The organism is Sphingomonas citri, assembly GCF_019429485.1.
In the GTDB taxonomy this organism is placed as follows: domain Bacteria; phylum Pseudomonadota; class Alphaproteobacteria; order Sphingomonadales; family Sphingomonadaceae; genus Sphingomonas; species Sphingomonas citri.
Genome location: NZ_JAHXZN010000001.1, coordinates 1,506,038 through 1,520,806 on the forward strand (window position 1 = coordinate 1,506,038; position 14,769 = coordinate 1,520,806).

Consider the following 14,769-nt stretch of genomic DNA (forward strand, 5'->3'; position numbering starts at 1 on the left):
GCGCCGGACCGTGAGCTTTGCTTTTCTAATTTGGTTGCTTGACCGATGTGTTGGCCGTTCTTCGCCGCGTGCGGCTCAGGTGACGCCGCTGGCAGAGCGCAGCCCCGGCTTGAGCGCGTGTTGTCGCCGAGATCGTGGTCGCCGTACGCGCATACGAGCACGACCATTGTATTTTGCACGTACCGGCTCCCGGCCTAGCCGCACAGCAATGTTCGTCGCCGCCTATATGATCGCCATCATCCAGGTTAAGCCTCCAGGCAACGGAGTTCACCTCCTAAAGGATTAACGGGCTTCTTTTTAGCTCTTGCGCCATCGTCTGTTCGACCACCGGTTTGTTTTCAGATACTTGCTGTGCGCGCTGAAACAAAGAGCTTTAATCTGCCTCTTATTCAAGTGTGGTAGCGATTCCGTTAATTTGGGGCAGTCCACGTATGAGACGTTGAAGCAATACGTAAGGAGCGCTTAGTCGGTAAGTTAGGGTTCCTTCTTCACAGGTATCGTGTATGATAACAGTCGTATTTTGCCACTGCATCCAACTCGACAGTGGAGGGCGCCAATTATTTTGATCTCGATCCTTAAGAAAGCCGCTCGCTTCTAAGCGAGACGTGATTAAAGCGCAGCCTTCTGCGTCGGTCCGCACCCACGCCTTATCCTGAAGTCGGAGAGCTGACCAGCCGCCAAGAAAGGCGGTAAACATGCACAAAGGATACCCTTCGCTTAAAAAGTAAAAAACCACGCCGATCAACAACGTTCCTACAATCAAGAAGGCAGATTGAGCGCGGTTGGCGAATACAAACAGCCATCCCAAATAGCCTTCTTTCTCAAAGCGAAGGGACGTTATCAGCATGGCCAAGCCTTTCTTCACCTGTAGCTATCGCTTATTTCGCCACCTAAAACCCTGATTGAGAACTAAACCCACCGCTCTTGCCCTCTCGTCTCAAGGACCCAACAGCGGACACTCACGCCCTTGAAAGCGCCGCCTGATTGAGGCCGTTGGTACACTCGGCTTGCCTGCGCTACTCGTGGCGAAGTGCATCGATAGGGTCCAGCCCCGCCGCCCGACGGGCAGGCACGAAGCCGAAGACGATCCCGATGATGGCCGAGAAGCCGAAAGCGAGCGCGTTGATCGCCGGGTTGAACGACCAATCCAGTGACATGAGCCGGGAAAGCCCGGCTATGGCCACCTGCGCGAGCAACAGCCCAGCGAGACCCCCGAGGCATGAGAGCGTCACCGCCTCGACAAGGAATTGCAGCAGCACCTCGCGAGCGACGGCGCCGATCGCGAGCCGGATGCCGATCTCGCGCGTACGCTCGGTAACGGCGACCAGCATGACGTTCATGATCCCGATGCCACCCACCACCAGGCTGATCGCCGCGACCGCAGCGACGATGCGGGTGAGGGCTGCGGTGGTGCCGGAAAGCGTCTCGGAGATCTGGCGCGTGTCGATGATGAGGAAGTCGTCGTCCTCGCCCGCTTCCACATGCCGGCGTTCGCGCAGCAGGCCGGTGAGCGACGCCTTGATCTGCTCGGTGTCGTAGGCCGGATCCACACCAACCAGCAGCGCCTTGATGTCCCTCGTGCCGAGAAAGCGGCGGGCCACGGTCTTGATCGGCATAATCACCAGATCGTCCTGATCGCCGAACTGCCCCTGCCCCATGGTGGTGAACAGCCCGATGACCTCGCAGCTGACCGGTCCTGCGCGGAAGCGTCGGCCGATCGGATCCAGCTCCTTGAACAGGTTCCTGCTGACGGTGCTGCCGATCACGCACACGGCCTTGCCCGCGCTCTCCTCCGCCGGCGTGAACACCCGCCCCGCCTGTAGCGGCCAGGGCTGGATGACGAAGTAGGTCGCATCCATGCCGAAGATGCTCGTCGACCAATTGTTGCCCTCGTAGAAGACCGCCGAGGTGGCCTGAGCCTGAGGTGCCACGCCGGTGACGCCACTGACTTGCCGCTCGATGGCGACCACATCGCTGGGATCGAAGCTGGCTGGAGGTGGCCCACCGCCGCCGCGTCGGGTCGCTTGCCCCGGATGAACGTGCAGCAGGTTCGTGCCGAGATTGGCGATCTGCTTCTGCACGGAAGCCGACGTCGCATCGCCGAGCGTGACCATCGTCACGACCGCCGCGACGCCGATAACGATGCCGAGCACAGTCAGGAAAGACCGGAGCGCATGTCGCCGGATCGAACGCGCTGCGAGCAGGACCGTCGTACCGAGCATCTCGCTGACTCTGCGGCGTTAATGGCGCTGCGGCAAGGCCAAGCGAACACCACTGACACGAACAACGCCACACGCCCCTTAATGGCAGGTTCACTGACCGATTGAGAAGGTGCCGAGCATAGGCCGATCAAGGCCGAGGAGAGTGAGCATGCTGAGCGCTGTGCTGCTACTCGTGTTGCTGCAAGCCGCAGCGACTCAGGCGGCCAATCCCGAGTCGCGCTTCGGCCGAGAGATCAAGATGGACGTTCAGCTTGATGCGGCCTTTCTGGCGGCCGCGGACACAAACCACGACGGAGCGCTCGACCTCAACGAGTTCACCGCCGAGTTTGACCGCCGCATCGATGCGATGATCGCAGGCGATGTCGAGGCGCAGAGGAAGATCAAACCGGCGGATCGAGCCAAGATGCGCGAGGGTATGATCGCCCCTGGCTTTCGCGGAATGGACAAGAACTCGGACGGCCTTCTCACCAAGGACGAGGTGAAGAGCTTCAGCCGTTAGCTCCTCGCGATCCAGCGCGACAGCAGGCCGGCGATCACTGCTAAGATCATCCATACGAAGGCGACTACGGCGAGCGCCAGGGCTCCATGACCCTCCCAGTCGCTCTCTGCCGCCACGGCCTCATACCAGATGGTGATGATCACAATTGGAACCATGGCTGCGGCAAAGATGCCACGTGGGGCCGGCGGCGCCAAACTAAGGGGGCGGCTCCTCCCGCTGCTACTGCAAGCAGGCAGACGAGCAGAAGCACGCTCACCGCGGTTGAGGGTCCCGTTCTTCTGCGTCCCGCGCTTCTCGAGAGACATCCCGCACCGCGGCGCACAGCTTATCCGCGAGCATAAGGGCTTCGCCCATCGTGAGCGTGAGCGCCCAGGTTCCACCCTGGGCATTGATATCTACCAGGATCTTGCCAGCCTCTGTGCTGACGGAGACGGGCTCGGCAGGGTCAGGCATATGGGTACACCCTCATCCTATGGGCCCCTCGCCGCAGCGGCGTGGCCGGTGACAAGACAAAGCGATCTGGGAACGAAAGGATGCGAGGAAGGCAAAGGTATGCGACTGCCGCGATCGCAGCTCACCGAACCTGGCGCTGCAAACCTTAAGGGGCTGTGCCTCCTCGTAAAATTTTGCGCAAGACAGAGTAGGCCTATCCAGTGGGCCAGCGAGCCGCTTAGCATGATCCGACGAAGCTTCGATCTGCTGATGGACTGCGCAGGTGTCGGTAAGGAGAAGGCTGCTTGATCATCATGGTAGCAATGGCTGCGGCAACGATGGCGCAAGCGCAACCGGCTGCGCCCACCCCTGCCGATGGCGCGGACGTCGCCGAGCGTGTCGCGCAAGCCTCCAGTGTCGGTAGCCTGCTCTACGCTTTTGACCGCGCCGCTTGGGTCAGTAGCGACGCACTCACCGCGCAGGTCCCGCAAGATCGCCTGACGGGTCTTGCCGGATATATCGTCGAGATCGCCGAGGCTGGCGTTCTGCGCGTAACCTATTATCGAGGCGCAGCCGCGACCGCCGACGTCATGTTCGTGGTAGATGTTCGAGACGGTAAGGTTGTCCGCAGCGAGCTCCTCACCCACCCTGTGCGGCTGCTCCCCGCTCAAGCAAGGCTCGCACGAGCGCGCGAGATCGCCGTCAAGCGCGCTAGAGAGCGCAACTACAAACCTTGCACGAAGGCACCCTTCAACACGGTTGTATTGCCTTCGCGCGACAATGGTCCGATAGCGGTCTACTTGCTTTCGGCTCAGCAGAAGGCTGACTCGTGGCCGATGGGCGGCAACTACCGGGTGATCGTTGCCCCCAACGGCACCGTGTTAGCTTCTCGTCCGTATAGCGTTCGATGCCTCAACGTGTCGCGACCTCATCTACCGGCTGGTGCGAAACCGGTCGGCTTCATCGTTAGCCACCTTCTCGACCCGACACCAACTGAGGTCCACGTGTTTGCCTCCTACAGCATGCACTCTCCGGTGTTTGTCACTACTCCGGACAAGAAAATTTGGAAGGTTGAGGGTCGTACTATCACGCTTGATGAAGAGGCGTCGAAACGCCATTGATAATCAATGCAGTGTAACGCCGTGATTAAATGAGGCGTCTCGCGCTGCCTTCATGGGGACGAGAAATCATCGTTCTCCGCCGTCGCGCGGCTGACCCGATACCAGTCACTCAGAAGCCCCTACCTTCTTCCCAACTCCGGCCGGTCGCTCATCTCCACTTCAAGGCTTCCGAGCACTCCGCAGAGCCCCTCGGCTGGCTGAGTAGGGGCGGAAAGCGGACGTTGACGTGGTCTGGATTGCCCAGCACGATCAGCCGATGTTCGAACCGAAGCCGACAGCTCGCGCCGATATGACGGCCGGGGCGCTCTATGCAGTCACCGGTGAGGGTGGATGGACTTACTATGGCCAGGTCACATCTGAGAAGAAGGTCGGCTTCTTCCATCGGCGCGATCGAGAGACAGTTGCGGCCGAATTAGTGCTCACCGGACCGATAATGACGGTGACTAGCGTCGCATATCCGTCGATCACGCGGGCTTTGCGAGCGGGCTGCTGGCGTAAGCTGGGCCGCTTTCGTTTGGCGGACGAGCTTTGTGCGCCACTGCCCTCGGTTCAGTGGCCGGTCGGCACCCTCACTGTGACAGTTTGGGTGGGGGACGGTCCGGATCACGACACGCGTGTGGAAGACCCCGCGATCCAAGACATGGAGCTGATGGCGGTCTGGGACGCCGTCGAGCACATCCCGGCCCGGCTGACTGCCGACTTCGGCACGGAAGAGGCCAGTTGGCATGTTGGTGGCCCGATTTGGCGGGAACGGCGGATCAAAGAGGAAATAGCTCAGCGATCCGATCAACCGTGCCATCAATTACCCGCAGATTGGGTACCTACGAGCAAGCGCTAAACGCCAGCCGTGCAGAAAGGGCTATGTCCGCTTTTGGGCGCTAGCGGCCCCTCCCCTCTCGCGCCGAGGACCCATTTGCGGTCACTCAGCGCGCTTTCCCAGCCTCCGAACTTCGGACTCTCGTTCATGTTGGGTCTGGGCGCGAGCGCCCTGCAGCGTAGATGTTTTAGCGCCAGCTTCGCACTTGTAACTCGCCGCTGAGCGTGGGTCGCCCGCAACAAACACTGAGCGCGCCGAAACGTCGCACAAAGGGCGCTGCGCGCCGGTGCTGTCGGTCGCGATGAGGCTCATTGGCGCTTTGTCGCGCTCCACCCAGGCCTCGATGGCAGGCTGCGGATCGAAGCGGGCGAGACCTGGCCCACCCACACAGTGGCCCATGCCGGGCGCAAGGAACAGCCGGTACCACGATGCGGCATATCCCGTTCGGCGCAGCATAGTCGATCGGTATGAAAGCGTGTCGAGCGGCGAGACGACCGGATCGGCGAGCCCGTGATATTGGATGAGCTTGCCGCCGCGTCGCCGAAAGGCGATGAGGTTGGGATCCGTCGCGTCGATAGTGCGGGAGAGACGCTGCTGCGCGCTCGTCAGGTCCCGCGGAAAGGCGAAGTGTCGCCAGTCCCACGTCTGGCCTCGAGCCGCCCATAGCCGCCAAAAGTCGGCCCGCGCAGGTTGCGTTGGTTGACGCGGGTCCGCCCAGTAGGCGTCCCAGCCGAGCTCGCTCCCAGGCAGCCACGGGAACGTAACACGCGAGCCGTTACGCGGGTCGCGGGCGCCGTTGTACATCGCGCGCGCCGCTTCGACCTTCTCGGGCGTGAGACACGAGGCAGTCACATTCGGCCGGCAGAGCAGCGCCTCGGGCTGGGGGCGACAGGAGAGCGGGTCCTCCAGCCAGCGCCCGGCGCCCGTCCCTGTCGCAGAGCATCGGGCGAGCGCGTTCTGGTGCAACAGCGCTAGATCGCGGCTATCAAGGATTGCCGTGAACGGCGCCGTTCGGCGGTGATTGCTGATGAACTGCCACAGGAAGGCAGCATTCAGCCGTACCCTGTTGCTGCCTGGCGCACCCGCGACAATGCCGTCGAAGTCTGCGGGGAATCGCTGCGCCTCAGACATCGCCTGATGGCCGCCGGTCGAGCAGCCCGCAAAATAGGAGTGACTAGCTTCGCGCCCGTAGTAGCGCACGACGGTCATCTTGGCTGCGACGACGGAGACGTGCACCGCGCGCCAGCCCCAATCGACGATCGCCTGAGGCCTGCCCTGCGCGAAGGTCGGCTCATCACCCTCGTGCCCGGTGTCGGTCGCCACCACGGTGCTACCCCGCGCCAGCGCCGCCTCCATCGCTCGCTCCGGCAGCGCGGAGGAATAGCCGCCGTTGCCGAGCATCTGCAGCCTACCTGTCCAGCGACTTGGTGCTGGGAGTAGAACAGTCACGCCGACCCGCGATCCGGCAGCAGGCCGCAGTATCCGCTGGACACGACAGTGTGCCGGCACGGCCCCCTTCTCGACCATCCATTCGGCCTGCGCATCGCCGCCCGTCAACGCCGCGCATTGCTCTGGGGCTGCCGGTCCTCGCGCGATCGCCGGCGCCGCCGTAAGTGCTAAGCCCAGCAGGATCGCTGCCTTAACGCAGGACATCACTGGCCTCGGCCTCGCGGATGAGGCGCTCTCCGTCTAGTGGCAGCAGCCATCGCCGGGCCACCTGCTCGGCCACTGCGGCACGGATGCGTGCGACGAAGCCCGCGTGATCGCCGTAGCGCGATTGCAGCGACGGACGCGGATCCCCGGCGGCGCGTCGCTCCGCCTCTGTGCGCGCAAACGGGATGAAGCCGCCGACAAAGCCGCACCCGCCGCCCTTGCCGTAGCCGGCGGCAAGCTCGTTCCACCCGGTGTATGTACCAACGGGTACGAGAAGCTGCACCGAGGGCACGCCCGCAGTTTCGTTGCCGTCGCTGTCGACTTGGGGGACGCGCTGAGGGATGATGCCGCGAGTCGTCGGCGGCTGTTTTTCCAGCACGCCGCTGAGGTCGACATAGTCGAACGAAGCGCCGAAGTCATAATCGGGCATGACGTTGAGCTTGCCGGTCGGCGTCGGCGCGTGCGGGATCGCCGGCCATCCCATCGCGCTCGCGTCCGCCGGCACCAGCTCGCCGCGAGCGAGTGTCGGGTATCGACTGGGTGGCGGAGGCGTGTCGGTCTTGACCCAGGCGGCGAGCGCGGCGAGCAGCGCACGCCGCGTGTCGTTGGAGGGATTGGGGTTGAACGCCATCACGCAGGCGGGCGCGCCCGGGTAGGGCCGCTCGCCCAAGGGTGGAAAGCCGCCCACGTAGGATCCGCCGTGCGTCACGCCCGGGAAGTAGTAGCGGCGGACATTCGCGGGCAACGGCACGTCAGCTCGCGCGTCGGTGCCGATCAGTCCCGGCGACATGCGTAGCCCCCAGAATTCGGCCGAGCCGAAGGTCTCGATGATTTTGGGACAGGTGCGATCGGCATTGCAGCGATCGAGCAGGCTCGACACGCCGCGGCCGCGCGCGCGATCGTCGTAGCGGCTCCACCAGAGCGATCCTTCGCTACCGGGTTCATAAGCTCGCGCTGCGCCTCCGGGGACGCCGAAGCGGATATTCAGCGGCACCTGGCGCGCCGCGATGTTAGGGTTGGCGCCGTCGAAAACACGGCGCCCGTTCTCGGCCGCGTTGAAGCCGAGTGCGATCAGGCTGCGGACGAAATTGCCTGATTGTGAGGTGCCGGTGATGATCGACCAGCGGACTCGGCCGTGGATCGGGTTGGGGGCACCGACGTCGTCAGCGGTGGCGTAGCGAAGGAAGGCGTTGAGGTCTCGCACGGCGGCGAAGCCTATGCCCAGCACTTTCGGGTCCTTGCCCCGGTACACCAGCGTATAGGCGCGGGAAGCCTCGAACCCGTCGCGCAGGCAGAGCCGGCGCGGGTCTGGCGTACCCGGAAACGGAACGCGCTGGCAATCGGCGAAGCGCCAGTCACGCGGTGCCACCGCCGCGCGCGGCGCCGTGTCTCCAATTTGGTAGAACAGTTGCGCACGCGCGGTATCGAGCGTGACGGGCAGCGGCCGAAGTGTGGGGCGGCCGATGCCGCCGGTGATCGCGATGTCGCGGCTCCTCGACGGCACGTCGGTGAAGCGCTCCAGCACCCAGCCGGTCAGACCCGGCGCGGTCGGCACGTCTAGCGTCTGAATGCCCGGCTGTTCGGCGATATCGCCCTGCCATCCGCTGACCACACGGATCGCGCCGCCGGCATCCGCGGCGACGTCGCCGTTGCCGCGATTGGGCACATCGTACAGCAGCACGCCGCTGTCGCGCGAGCGATCGAGCGGGAGCGCGATCGCGAACGTCGCCCGGTAGCCTACTCGACCGTTGCTCTGGCGCCTCGCGTGCGCGATGTCGGTGATGAGGCGGTCGCGCGCGGACCGAGGGTCCACTTCCCCCTCATAGTGCCCGCGCAGCACGCGATAGGCGGGAGCCGTGCCACTTGCGGCGAGCTCCTGCGTCTGCTCGACCACGATGCGGGTGAGCCGCGCCTCGGCGGGCGTGACCGCGAGCAGCGCTGGGCCGGCAAGCAATGAGAGCGGCCGCCTCATCGCGCCGCCTCCCCCGTGCCGAGATCGAGATCGAGGAGCTGAGCACCGAGCGACTTGCCGTGAGCGTCGAGTGCGAGTGACCGAGTGACGCCCCCGCTGAGCGCCCCCTCGACGACGAAGTTCAGCGCGCCCAGTGCTGGCAGCTCGTAGCGGTGCACCACGCGCGCGCGGATCTGCGGCAGGTGGCTGAGCACGCGCTCGAAGGTGAGCGCTCGCTCGATCAGCGGGTAGTCGGCAGGGTCATACGCGATCACCGATATCTGCGAAATATCGCCCTTATCGCCCGTGCGCAGGTGCGCGACATCGCCCAGCAGCATTCAAACCTCCACCATCTCGATCGTCGGCCGCACTAGTGCGGCGGGAAGCAGGGTCGAGGCGACCGCCAGCACCGGACGTAGCAGCCGAGTCACCCCACCGCCGCCGAACGGCCCGTTGGTGTAGAGCGCCTCGATCTCTGCCCCGATCGCGGTCGCCGACGCCGCGTCCGCAGCCCGCCCGGCGACACGCAGTCGCACCTCGCGCGGCGTCACTGATCCGCCGCGGCCGCTGCGATCCACCGAGTCTATCCCGATCAGGTCGCACCGGAGCTCCTCAACCGCGGCACCCACGATCATCAATCGCTCGCGCACGATGGCGGCCGCTAGATGGGCGCGTTCCACCGCGTCGGCACCGGCGTAGGAGATCTGTCCCTCGCCGATGAAGCCGTCGTCGTAGCCGATCGACACTTTGAGCGTGTCAGGCCTTGCCGCGCCTCCCCCACCGCTCACCGCGACGCGATCGTCGCCGAGTTCCGCGAACTTCACCGAGGTGAAATCGGCGATCACATCGGCCTGGTAATAGGCGGCCGGGTCAAGGATCTCGTAGAGCAGCTGCTCCTTGCACGTCGCGAGCGACAGGTGCCCTCCCGAACCGGCGACCTTGCCAAGCACCGCGCTTCCGTCGGCGGTGACGTCGGCGTACGGGAAGCCGAGCCGTGCCAGGCCTTGCACGCGCTTGCGCCGCATGTCCGCGAAATAACCGCCGGTCAGCTGGCCCGCGCACTCGAGCAGGTGTCCGATCACGGTGCCTCGTCCGAGCAGCGGCGCATCGTCAAGCGACCAGCCGAAGGCATGAATCATCGGTCCTACGAAGAGCGCTGGGTCGCCGACCCGGCCGGTGATGACCACGTCAGCCCCTTGCGCGAGAGCGCGCGCGATCGGGCCCGCGCCGAGGTAAGCGTTGGCGGAGACGATCCGCTCGAGATCGGAGGTTGCACCCGGGCGATCGATCAACGCCCGCGGCGTCGCCGTGATGAGGTCGAGCACGTCATCGCCGAGGACCGCGGCGACGCGGAGCGGGGCGAGACCTTGCGCACGCGCCAGATCGGCGACGGCGTGCGCCGCCCCCACCGGATTAGCCGCCCCGGCGTTGGTAACGATACGGACGCCGCGGGCGCGCGCACCCGGCAGCACGCGGCGCATCCGCTCCAACAGAAGGGGGTCGAAGCCGCCCGCGGGGTCGCCGCGCCGCGCCTGCTGCGCGGCGGCAATGGTGCGCTCGGCGAGGCACTCGAAGACGAGATAGTCAAGCGCGCCACTCTCGACGAGCTCGACCGCGGGTTCGATTCGGTCGCCCGCGAAGCCCGCGCCGGCGCCTATGCGAATGCTGCGGGGCGCGATCACAGCGGCAGCACTCCGATCAGCAGCGCTGCTACGACCATGACCAGGCTCGCGGCGAACAACCATGGGATCGAGAAGCGCTGATGGGCGCCCAGCTCAATGCCGCTCAGCCCTGCGACGAGGAAGGTGGCCGGGGTGAGCGGGCTCACCGGAAAGCCGGTGGTCATCTGGCCGAGCAGCGCGGCGCGCGCGATCGTCACCGGCTCGGTGCCAAACCGCTCGGCTACGCCCGCGAGTACGGGTAGAACGCCGAAATAGAAGGAGTCGGGATCGAACACGAGGCTGAGCGGCATAGCCGCCACACCGATCAGGACGGGCAGGTGCGCCCCGACACCCGAAGGCACATGGCGTGCGGCGCCGTCAGCCATAGCGGCGATCATGCCGGTGCCATTCATGATCCCCGTGAAGGCGCCCGCGGCGAACAGCACACCGGCCATCAGCAGCGCGGCCGGAGCATGCGCGTCGATGCGCGCACGCTGCGCCGCCGCGCTCGGGTAGTTGACGATCAGCGCCACGGCGGTGCCGATCATGAAGACGACGACGGGTTCGACCGCGCCGCTCACCATCGTGCCGACGACGACAAGCGTGATCACCAGATTGAGAAGCAGCAACCGCGGCCGCTGTAGCGCGATGACGTCACCGGCTAGCGGCGCCACGGTCGTTAAAGCGTCGCTGAGTGGTCCCGCGACGCGGCTGTGACGCAATCGACGCTCCTCGCGGATGCCCAGCCACCATGCAGCGGCGAAGACGAAGCCGAGGCCCGCGAGCTGAACCGCGATCATCGGCGTGAAGATCGTCGCTACCGGCGTCTTCAGCGCCGCCGCGGCGCGCAGGGTAGGCCCAGTCCAGGGCAGGAAATTGACGCCCGCGGCCAGCGAGGCGGTGCAGGCTAACACCCGCCGGTCCATGCCGAGCCGATCATACAGCGGCCGCAACGCCGGAATAGTGATCAGGAAGCACACCGCGCCCGAGCCGTCGAGATGGATCAGCAGCGCCAGAGCCGCGGTCCCCAGCGCGATCCTTGGCGGATGTTCGCCGACGAGCCGGAGCACGAGATTGACGAGCGGCGCGAGCAGGCCCGCGTCGGCCATTATGCCGAAGAAGAGGATCGCGAAGACGAACATGCCCGCCACCGGTGCGATCCGCGCGATGCCCGCCAGCACGTGCGCCGGGATCGCCGCACCCGCACCGATCACGATCGCTGCCAACACCGGAACCAGCACGAGCGCCGCTAGCGGCGACATGCGGTTCGTCAGGATGAGCGCGAGCAGTGCCAGCACCGCCAGTGCGCCGATGATCGCCAGCATGTCCTCCCCTCCGCTCAACCGCGGACGAGCATCATGTGAACTCGACCACGATGCAGCAATGACAATTATTTGATCGATCGATAGCGGAACGCGATCGATGGGCCTGACTCGCCGTCCTTCCACTAATGTTATTGTTCCATCTCAAAATTCTATTTTCTAGCAGGGACGCTGTGCCTCATTCTGGCGCGAGGCTGGGGACACGGCCAAGTTCGGGGAGGATCACGGCGCGACTGACTGCGCCCCCTCGACGGTCGATGTCGCCGATCAAAGCGCCGGCGAAGGTGCTGTTCAGGAGGGGTTCTATGTCTTTCAGCGTCCGCATGCGCCGCCGTGCCGCCGGCCTCTCACTCGCCGCGCTCGTTGCAGCCATGGCGGGTAGGGCCGAGGCCCAGACGAGCGATCCAGCCGACATGCCCGCGGCGGCGGCGACGGACAACCCAGAGACCGGCACGGAGGTGGTCGTCACCGGATCGTATCTGCGCAACGTGCGCCAGGAGGACCGTGCCTCTCCCATCCTCTCCGTCACCGCGGACGATATCGCGCGCACAGGCGTCAACTCTCTCGCGGATATCACAAGATACATACCGCAGAACGTCGGCAGCGCCGGCGGCATCCAGGATCTCGCGAAAGGCGGCGGCGCTGACTCGCGCGATACGCGTTCGGCCAACCTGCGCGGGCTCGGCGCCGGAGCGACGCTTGTTTTGCTCAACGGGCGTCGCGTCGTGCCGATCGACGGTTTCGTCAACCTCAACAGCCTGACCCCCGAGATTGCGATCGCGCGCGTTGAGACTGTCCTGGACGGCGCCTCGTCCACGTACGGCGCCGACGCGGTTGCGGGTGTCTTCAACGTCATCACCGACACACGCTTCAAGGGTGTGAAGGTCAACGGCCAGTACACGCATATCGCGGACACCCCCGCCTTCAACGTCCAGGCGATGGTCGGTGTAGGAAATGATACCATCCATAGCGTCACGTCGGTTGCCTATCGCAACATAGACCGGCTGCAGAACGGCGATCGGCGCGTGACGAACTTCTTCAACCCCTCGTCGGGCTCGGGAGCCAACCCCGGCTCGTTCGTGCTCTACGCCCGCCCGCGCGCCGCCGACGGCGGTGACGTCATCATCAACGGCAACAATTACTCGACCTTGTACGACAGCTTCCGCAATGCAGCTGGCCAACTCAGCGTCGTCGACCCCGACTGCGGCTCGGCCGCGACGCAGAGCCGCTACGTTCCTGCGGCGAACAGCCCGGGCTTCGGGCTGGGCGCCTGCCAATTCAGTTTCCAGGCGCAGAACCCGATCCGCCCGGCATCGCAGTCGGTGCTGGTTCACAACGACACCCGCGTCGATATAGCCCCCGGCCATACCCTGTTCGCGGAGATCGCGCTCTACCATCAGGACTCGCAGCGTTACGGCGTGCCGTCGTTCGCGCAAAACCGTAACGGTCCGCGTCCGCCGATCGTGCCTGCAGCCAATCCGCTCAACCCGTTCGGCGTCGACGTCGGTTTCGTCGGCCGCGCGATCGGGTCGCAGGGCTTCGCCGGGATCGAGTACAAGGTCCAGCGCGACCAGGTCGATCAACGCCACGTGGTCGTCGGCGCCGAGGGCAAGGTGGCGGGCACGTGGCGCTACACCACCAACTTCACCTGGTCGCGCGGCGAGGTGAACTCGATCGATAAGGACACCGACATGCGGCTGTTCCAGGCCGCGCTCAACGGCTTCGGCGGCCCGAACTGCAACAACCGCTTCAATGGACCGGGCAGCGGTGCCGCGGCGGGCACAGGCAACTGCCTGTTCCTCAGCCCCTTCGCCAAGGACAACCTAACCCAGGACCCATCGCTCATCTTCAATATTCAAACGGCGGAGACGGCTACCACGATCCGCGAGTTCCTGATTGGTGAGGCCGTGGTCAACGGCACGCTGATCGAACTCGGCGGGCGTCCGCTCGATCTTGCCGTGGGCGCGCAATACCGCCAAGAGCGCCAAATCGGACGCTACTCCGACCTGTATCAGAACGGCTTCGGCGCCTTCAACGGCCCCTTCCGCGACACCGACCTACGCCGCGAGGTGAAGAGCCTGTTCGCCGAGGCGAATATCGCGCCGGTGGATTCGCTCAACATCAACGCGGCGGCGCGCTACGAGGATTACGGCAACTTCGACACGATCGCGCCGAAGATCTCAGCCAACTGGCGCATCGTACCGCAGCTGGCGGTGCGGGCCTCGGCGAGCAAGGCGTTCCAGGCCCCGGCCATTGCCAATTCCAGCGACGCGCTGATCAGCACCAACGTCGCCAACATCATCGACCCGCTCGACGGCTCGCTCGTGTTCCGCTCGCTGCAGCAGTATGGCAACCCGGGCCTGCAGCCGCAGAAGGCGGACGTGTTCAACGTCGGCGCGACGCTGCTGCCGGTCCCTGGTGCCAGCCTCTCGATCGATTACTGGCATTACAAGTACAAGAGCCAGATCCAGCTGCAGAACGGCCAAGCGGTCATCAACGCCGACCCGAACGGCCCAGCAGTGATCCGCGATGCCAACGGCGTCGCGCAGTCGGTGATCGTGACGTCGTACAACGCGCCCAGCGGTACCGCGACCGCGGGCATCGACGTCGCCGGCCGCTACGATGTCGAGTTCGGAGCGCTGCGTGTCGGCTTGCGCGACAATCTCAGCGTCCTCCTCACCTATGACGTGGACACCGGCACGACGGTCTATGACGGCGTCGGCACACGCAATAACTATCAGACTTCACCGCTCACTGCCGCGGCCGCCCCTCGGTACCGCAACGTCGCCGGTGTCGACTTCTCTCTTGAAGATCACGCGTTCAGCCTCGACTGGCGGTACGTGTCGAGTGTTCGGGACGATTACCAACAGGTGCTGGGCGCGCCCGAGGTCGCGCGCATCGGTGCCTGGTCGGTGTTTGATGCTCAGTACAACTTCCGCTTCGGTGACGGCGGCCGATTCGAGCTCGGCGTCGGCATGACCAACATCTTTGACAAGGAACCGCCCACGGCGATCTACACGGGCTACCTATCCTCGGTCGCGGACCCGTACGGACGACAGACCTACGTACGCGCGAGCGCGCGTTTCTGACG

12 protein-coding genes are annotated in these 14,769 nt (G+C 65.0%); 4 read left to right on the forward strand and 8 right to left on the reverse strand.

Features of this window, described 5'->3' with window-relative positions; all coding sequences use genetic code 11:
• Positions 1-385: 385 nt before the first annotated feature.
• Together KZ820_RS06910 and KZ820_RS06915 are read right to left on the reverse strand one after the other, a co-directional pair.
• Positions 386-865 (reverse strand): hypothetical protein, encoded by a 480-nt coding sequence (locus KZ820_RS06910; RefSeq protein WP_219747821.1) that lies wholly within the window; start codon positions 863-865, stop codon positions 386-388.
• A gap of 151 nt (positions 866-1,016) precedes the next feature.
• Positions 1,017-2,222, reverse strand: a complete 1,206-nt coding sequence (locus tag KZ820_RS06915; protein WP_219747822.1) for an ABC transporter permease — start codon at positions 2,220-2,222, stop codon at positions 1,017-1,019.
• 148 nt (positions 2,223-2,370) lie between these two features.
• Between KZ820_RS06915 and KZ820_RS06920 the strand changes: the two genes are divergently transcribed.
• Positions 2,371-2,721 carry an EF-hand domain-containing protein gene (locus KZ820_RS06920; RefSeq protein WP_219747823.1) on the forward strand — a complete coding sequence of 117 codons (351 nt, stop codon included), beginning with the start codon at positions 2,371-2,373 and terminating at the stop codon, positions 2,719-2,721.
• Here KZ820_RS06920 and KZ820_RS06925 read toward each other — a convergent pair.
• The gene (locus KZ820_RS06925; RefSeq protein WP_219747824.1) at positions 2,718-2,864 is read right to left on the reverse strand and encodes a hypothetical protein; all 147 of its coding nucleotides are present in this window, start codon (positions 2,862-2,864) and stop codon (positions 2,718-2,720) included. The genes KZ820_RS06920 and KZ820_RS06925 overlap by 4 nt on opposite strands.
• Before the next feature lie 594 nt (positions 2,865-3,458).
• Here KZ820_RS06925 and KZ820_RS06930 point away from each other — a divergent pair.
• Together KZ820_RS06930 and KZ820_RS06935 are read left to right on the forward strand one after the other, a co-directional pair.
• Positions 3,459-4,274 carry a hypothetical protein gene (locus KZ820_RS06930; protein WP_219747825.1) on the forward strand — a complete coding sequence of 272 codons (816 nt, stop codon included), beginning with the start codon at positions 3,459-3,461 and terminating at the stop codon, positions 4,272-4,274.
• A 226-nt stretch (positions 4,275-4,500) separates the two neighbouring features.
• Positions 4,501-5,112 carry a hypothetical protein gene (locus KZ820_RS06935; protein WP_308462150.1) on the forward strand — a complete coding sequence of 204 codons (612 nt, stop codon included), beginning with the start codon at positions 4,501-4,503 and terminating at the stop codon, positions 5,110-5,112.
• 81 nt (positions 5,113-5,193) lie between these two features.
• Here the strand turns inward: KZ820_RS06935 and KZ820_RS06940 are convergent, their stop codons facing one another.
• Genes KZ820_RS06940 through KZ820_RS06960 form a run of 5 tightly spaced genes read right to left on the reverse strand, consistent with a single transcriptional unit; the run spans position 5,194 to position 11,804 of the window.
• Positions 5,194-6,744, reverse strand: a complete 1,551-nt coding sequence (locus tag KZ820_RS06940; protein WP_308462151.1) for a tannase/feruloyl esterase family alpha/beta hydrolase — start codon at positions 6,742-6,744, stop codon at positions 5,194-5,196.
• Positions 6,731-8,716 (reverse strand): alpha/beta hydrolase domain-containing protein, encoded by a 1,986-nt coding sequence (locus KZ820_RS06945; RefSeq protein ID WP_219747827.1) that lies wholly within the window; start codon positions 8,714-8,716, stop codon positions 6,731-6,733. The genes KZ820_RS06940 and KZ820_RS06945 overlap by 14 nt, the downstream gene beginning before the upstream one ends.
• Complete coding sequence (locus KZ820_RS06950; RefSeq protein ID WP_219747828.1) at positions 8,713-9,033, reverse strand: AtuA-related protein; 321 nt, start codon at positions 9,031-9,033, stop codon at positions 8,713-8,715. Before KZ820_RS06950 ends, KZ820_RS06945 begins: the two co-directional genes overlap by 4 nt.
• Complete coding sequence (locus tag KZ820_RS06955) at positions 9,034-10,377, reverse strand: acyclic terpene utilization AtuA family protein (RefSeq protein WP_219747829.1); 1,344 nt, start codon at positions 10,375-10,377, stop codon at positions 9,034-9,036.
• Positions 10,374-11,804, reverse strand: a complete 1,431-nt coding sequence (locus KZ820_RS06960; RefSeq protein WP_219747830.1) for a CitMHS family transporter — start codon at positions 11,802-11,804, stop codon at positions 10,374-10,376. Before KZ820_RS06960 ends, KZ820_RS06955 begins: the two co-directional genes overlap by 4 nt.
• 179 nt (positions 11,805-11,983) lie before the next feature.
• Between KZ820_RS06960 and KZ820_RS06965 the strand changes: the two genes are divergently transcribed.
• Positions 11,984-14,767, forward strand: coding sequence for a TonB-dependent receptor domain-containing protein (locus tag KZ820_RS06965; protein WP_219747831.1), 2,784 nt, complete (start codon positions 11,984-11,986; stop codon positions 14,765-14,767).
• Positions 14,768-14,769: the final 2 nt, after the last annotated feature.

Excerpts from the sequence above, each read along its gene's own strand:
- KZ820_RS06915 (WP_219747822.1), bottom strand. The coding sequence starts at position 2,222 with ATGCTCGGTACGACGGTCCTGCTCGCAGCGCGTTCGATCCGGCGACAT.
- KZ820_RS06920 (WP_219747823.1), top strand. The coding sequence starts at position 2,371 with ATGCTGAGCGCTGTGCTGCTACTCGTGTTGCTGCAAGCCGCAGCGACT.
- KZ820_RS06940 (WP_308462151.1), bottom strand. The coding sequence starts at position 6,744 with ATGTCCTGCGTTAAGGCAGCGATCCTGCTGGGCTTAGCACTTACGGCG.
- KZ820_RS06945 (WP_219747827.1), bottom strand. The coding sequence starts at position 8,716 with ATGAGGCGGCCGCTCTCATTGCTTGCCGGCCCAGCGCTGCTCGCGGTC.
- KZ820_RS06950 (WP_219747828.1), bottom strand. The coding sequence starts at position 9,033 with ATGCTGCTGGGCGATGTCGCGCACCTGCGCACGGGCGATAAGGGCGAT.
- KZ820_RS06965 (WP_219747831.1), top strand. The coding sequence starts at position 11,984 with ATGTCTTTCAGCGTCCGCATGCGCCGCCGTGCCGCCGGCCTCTCACTC.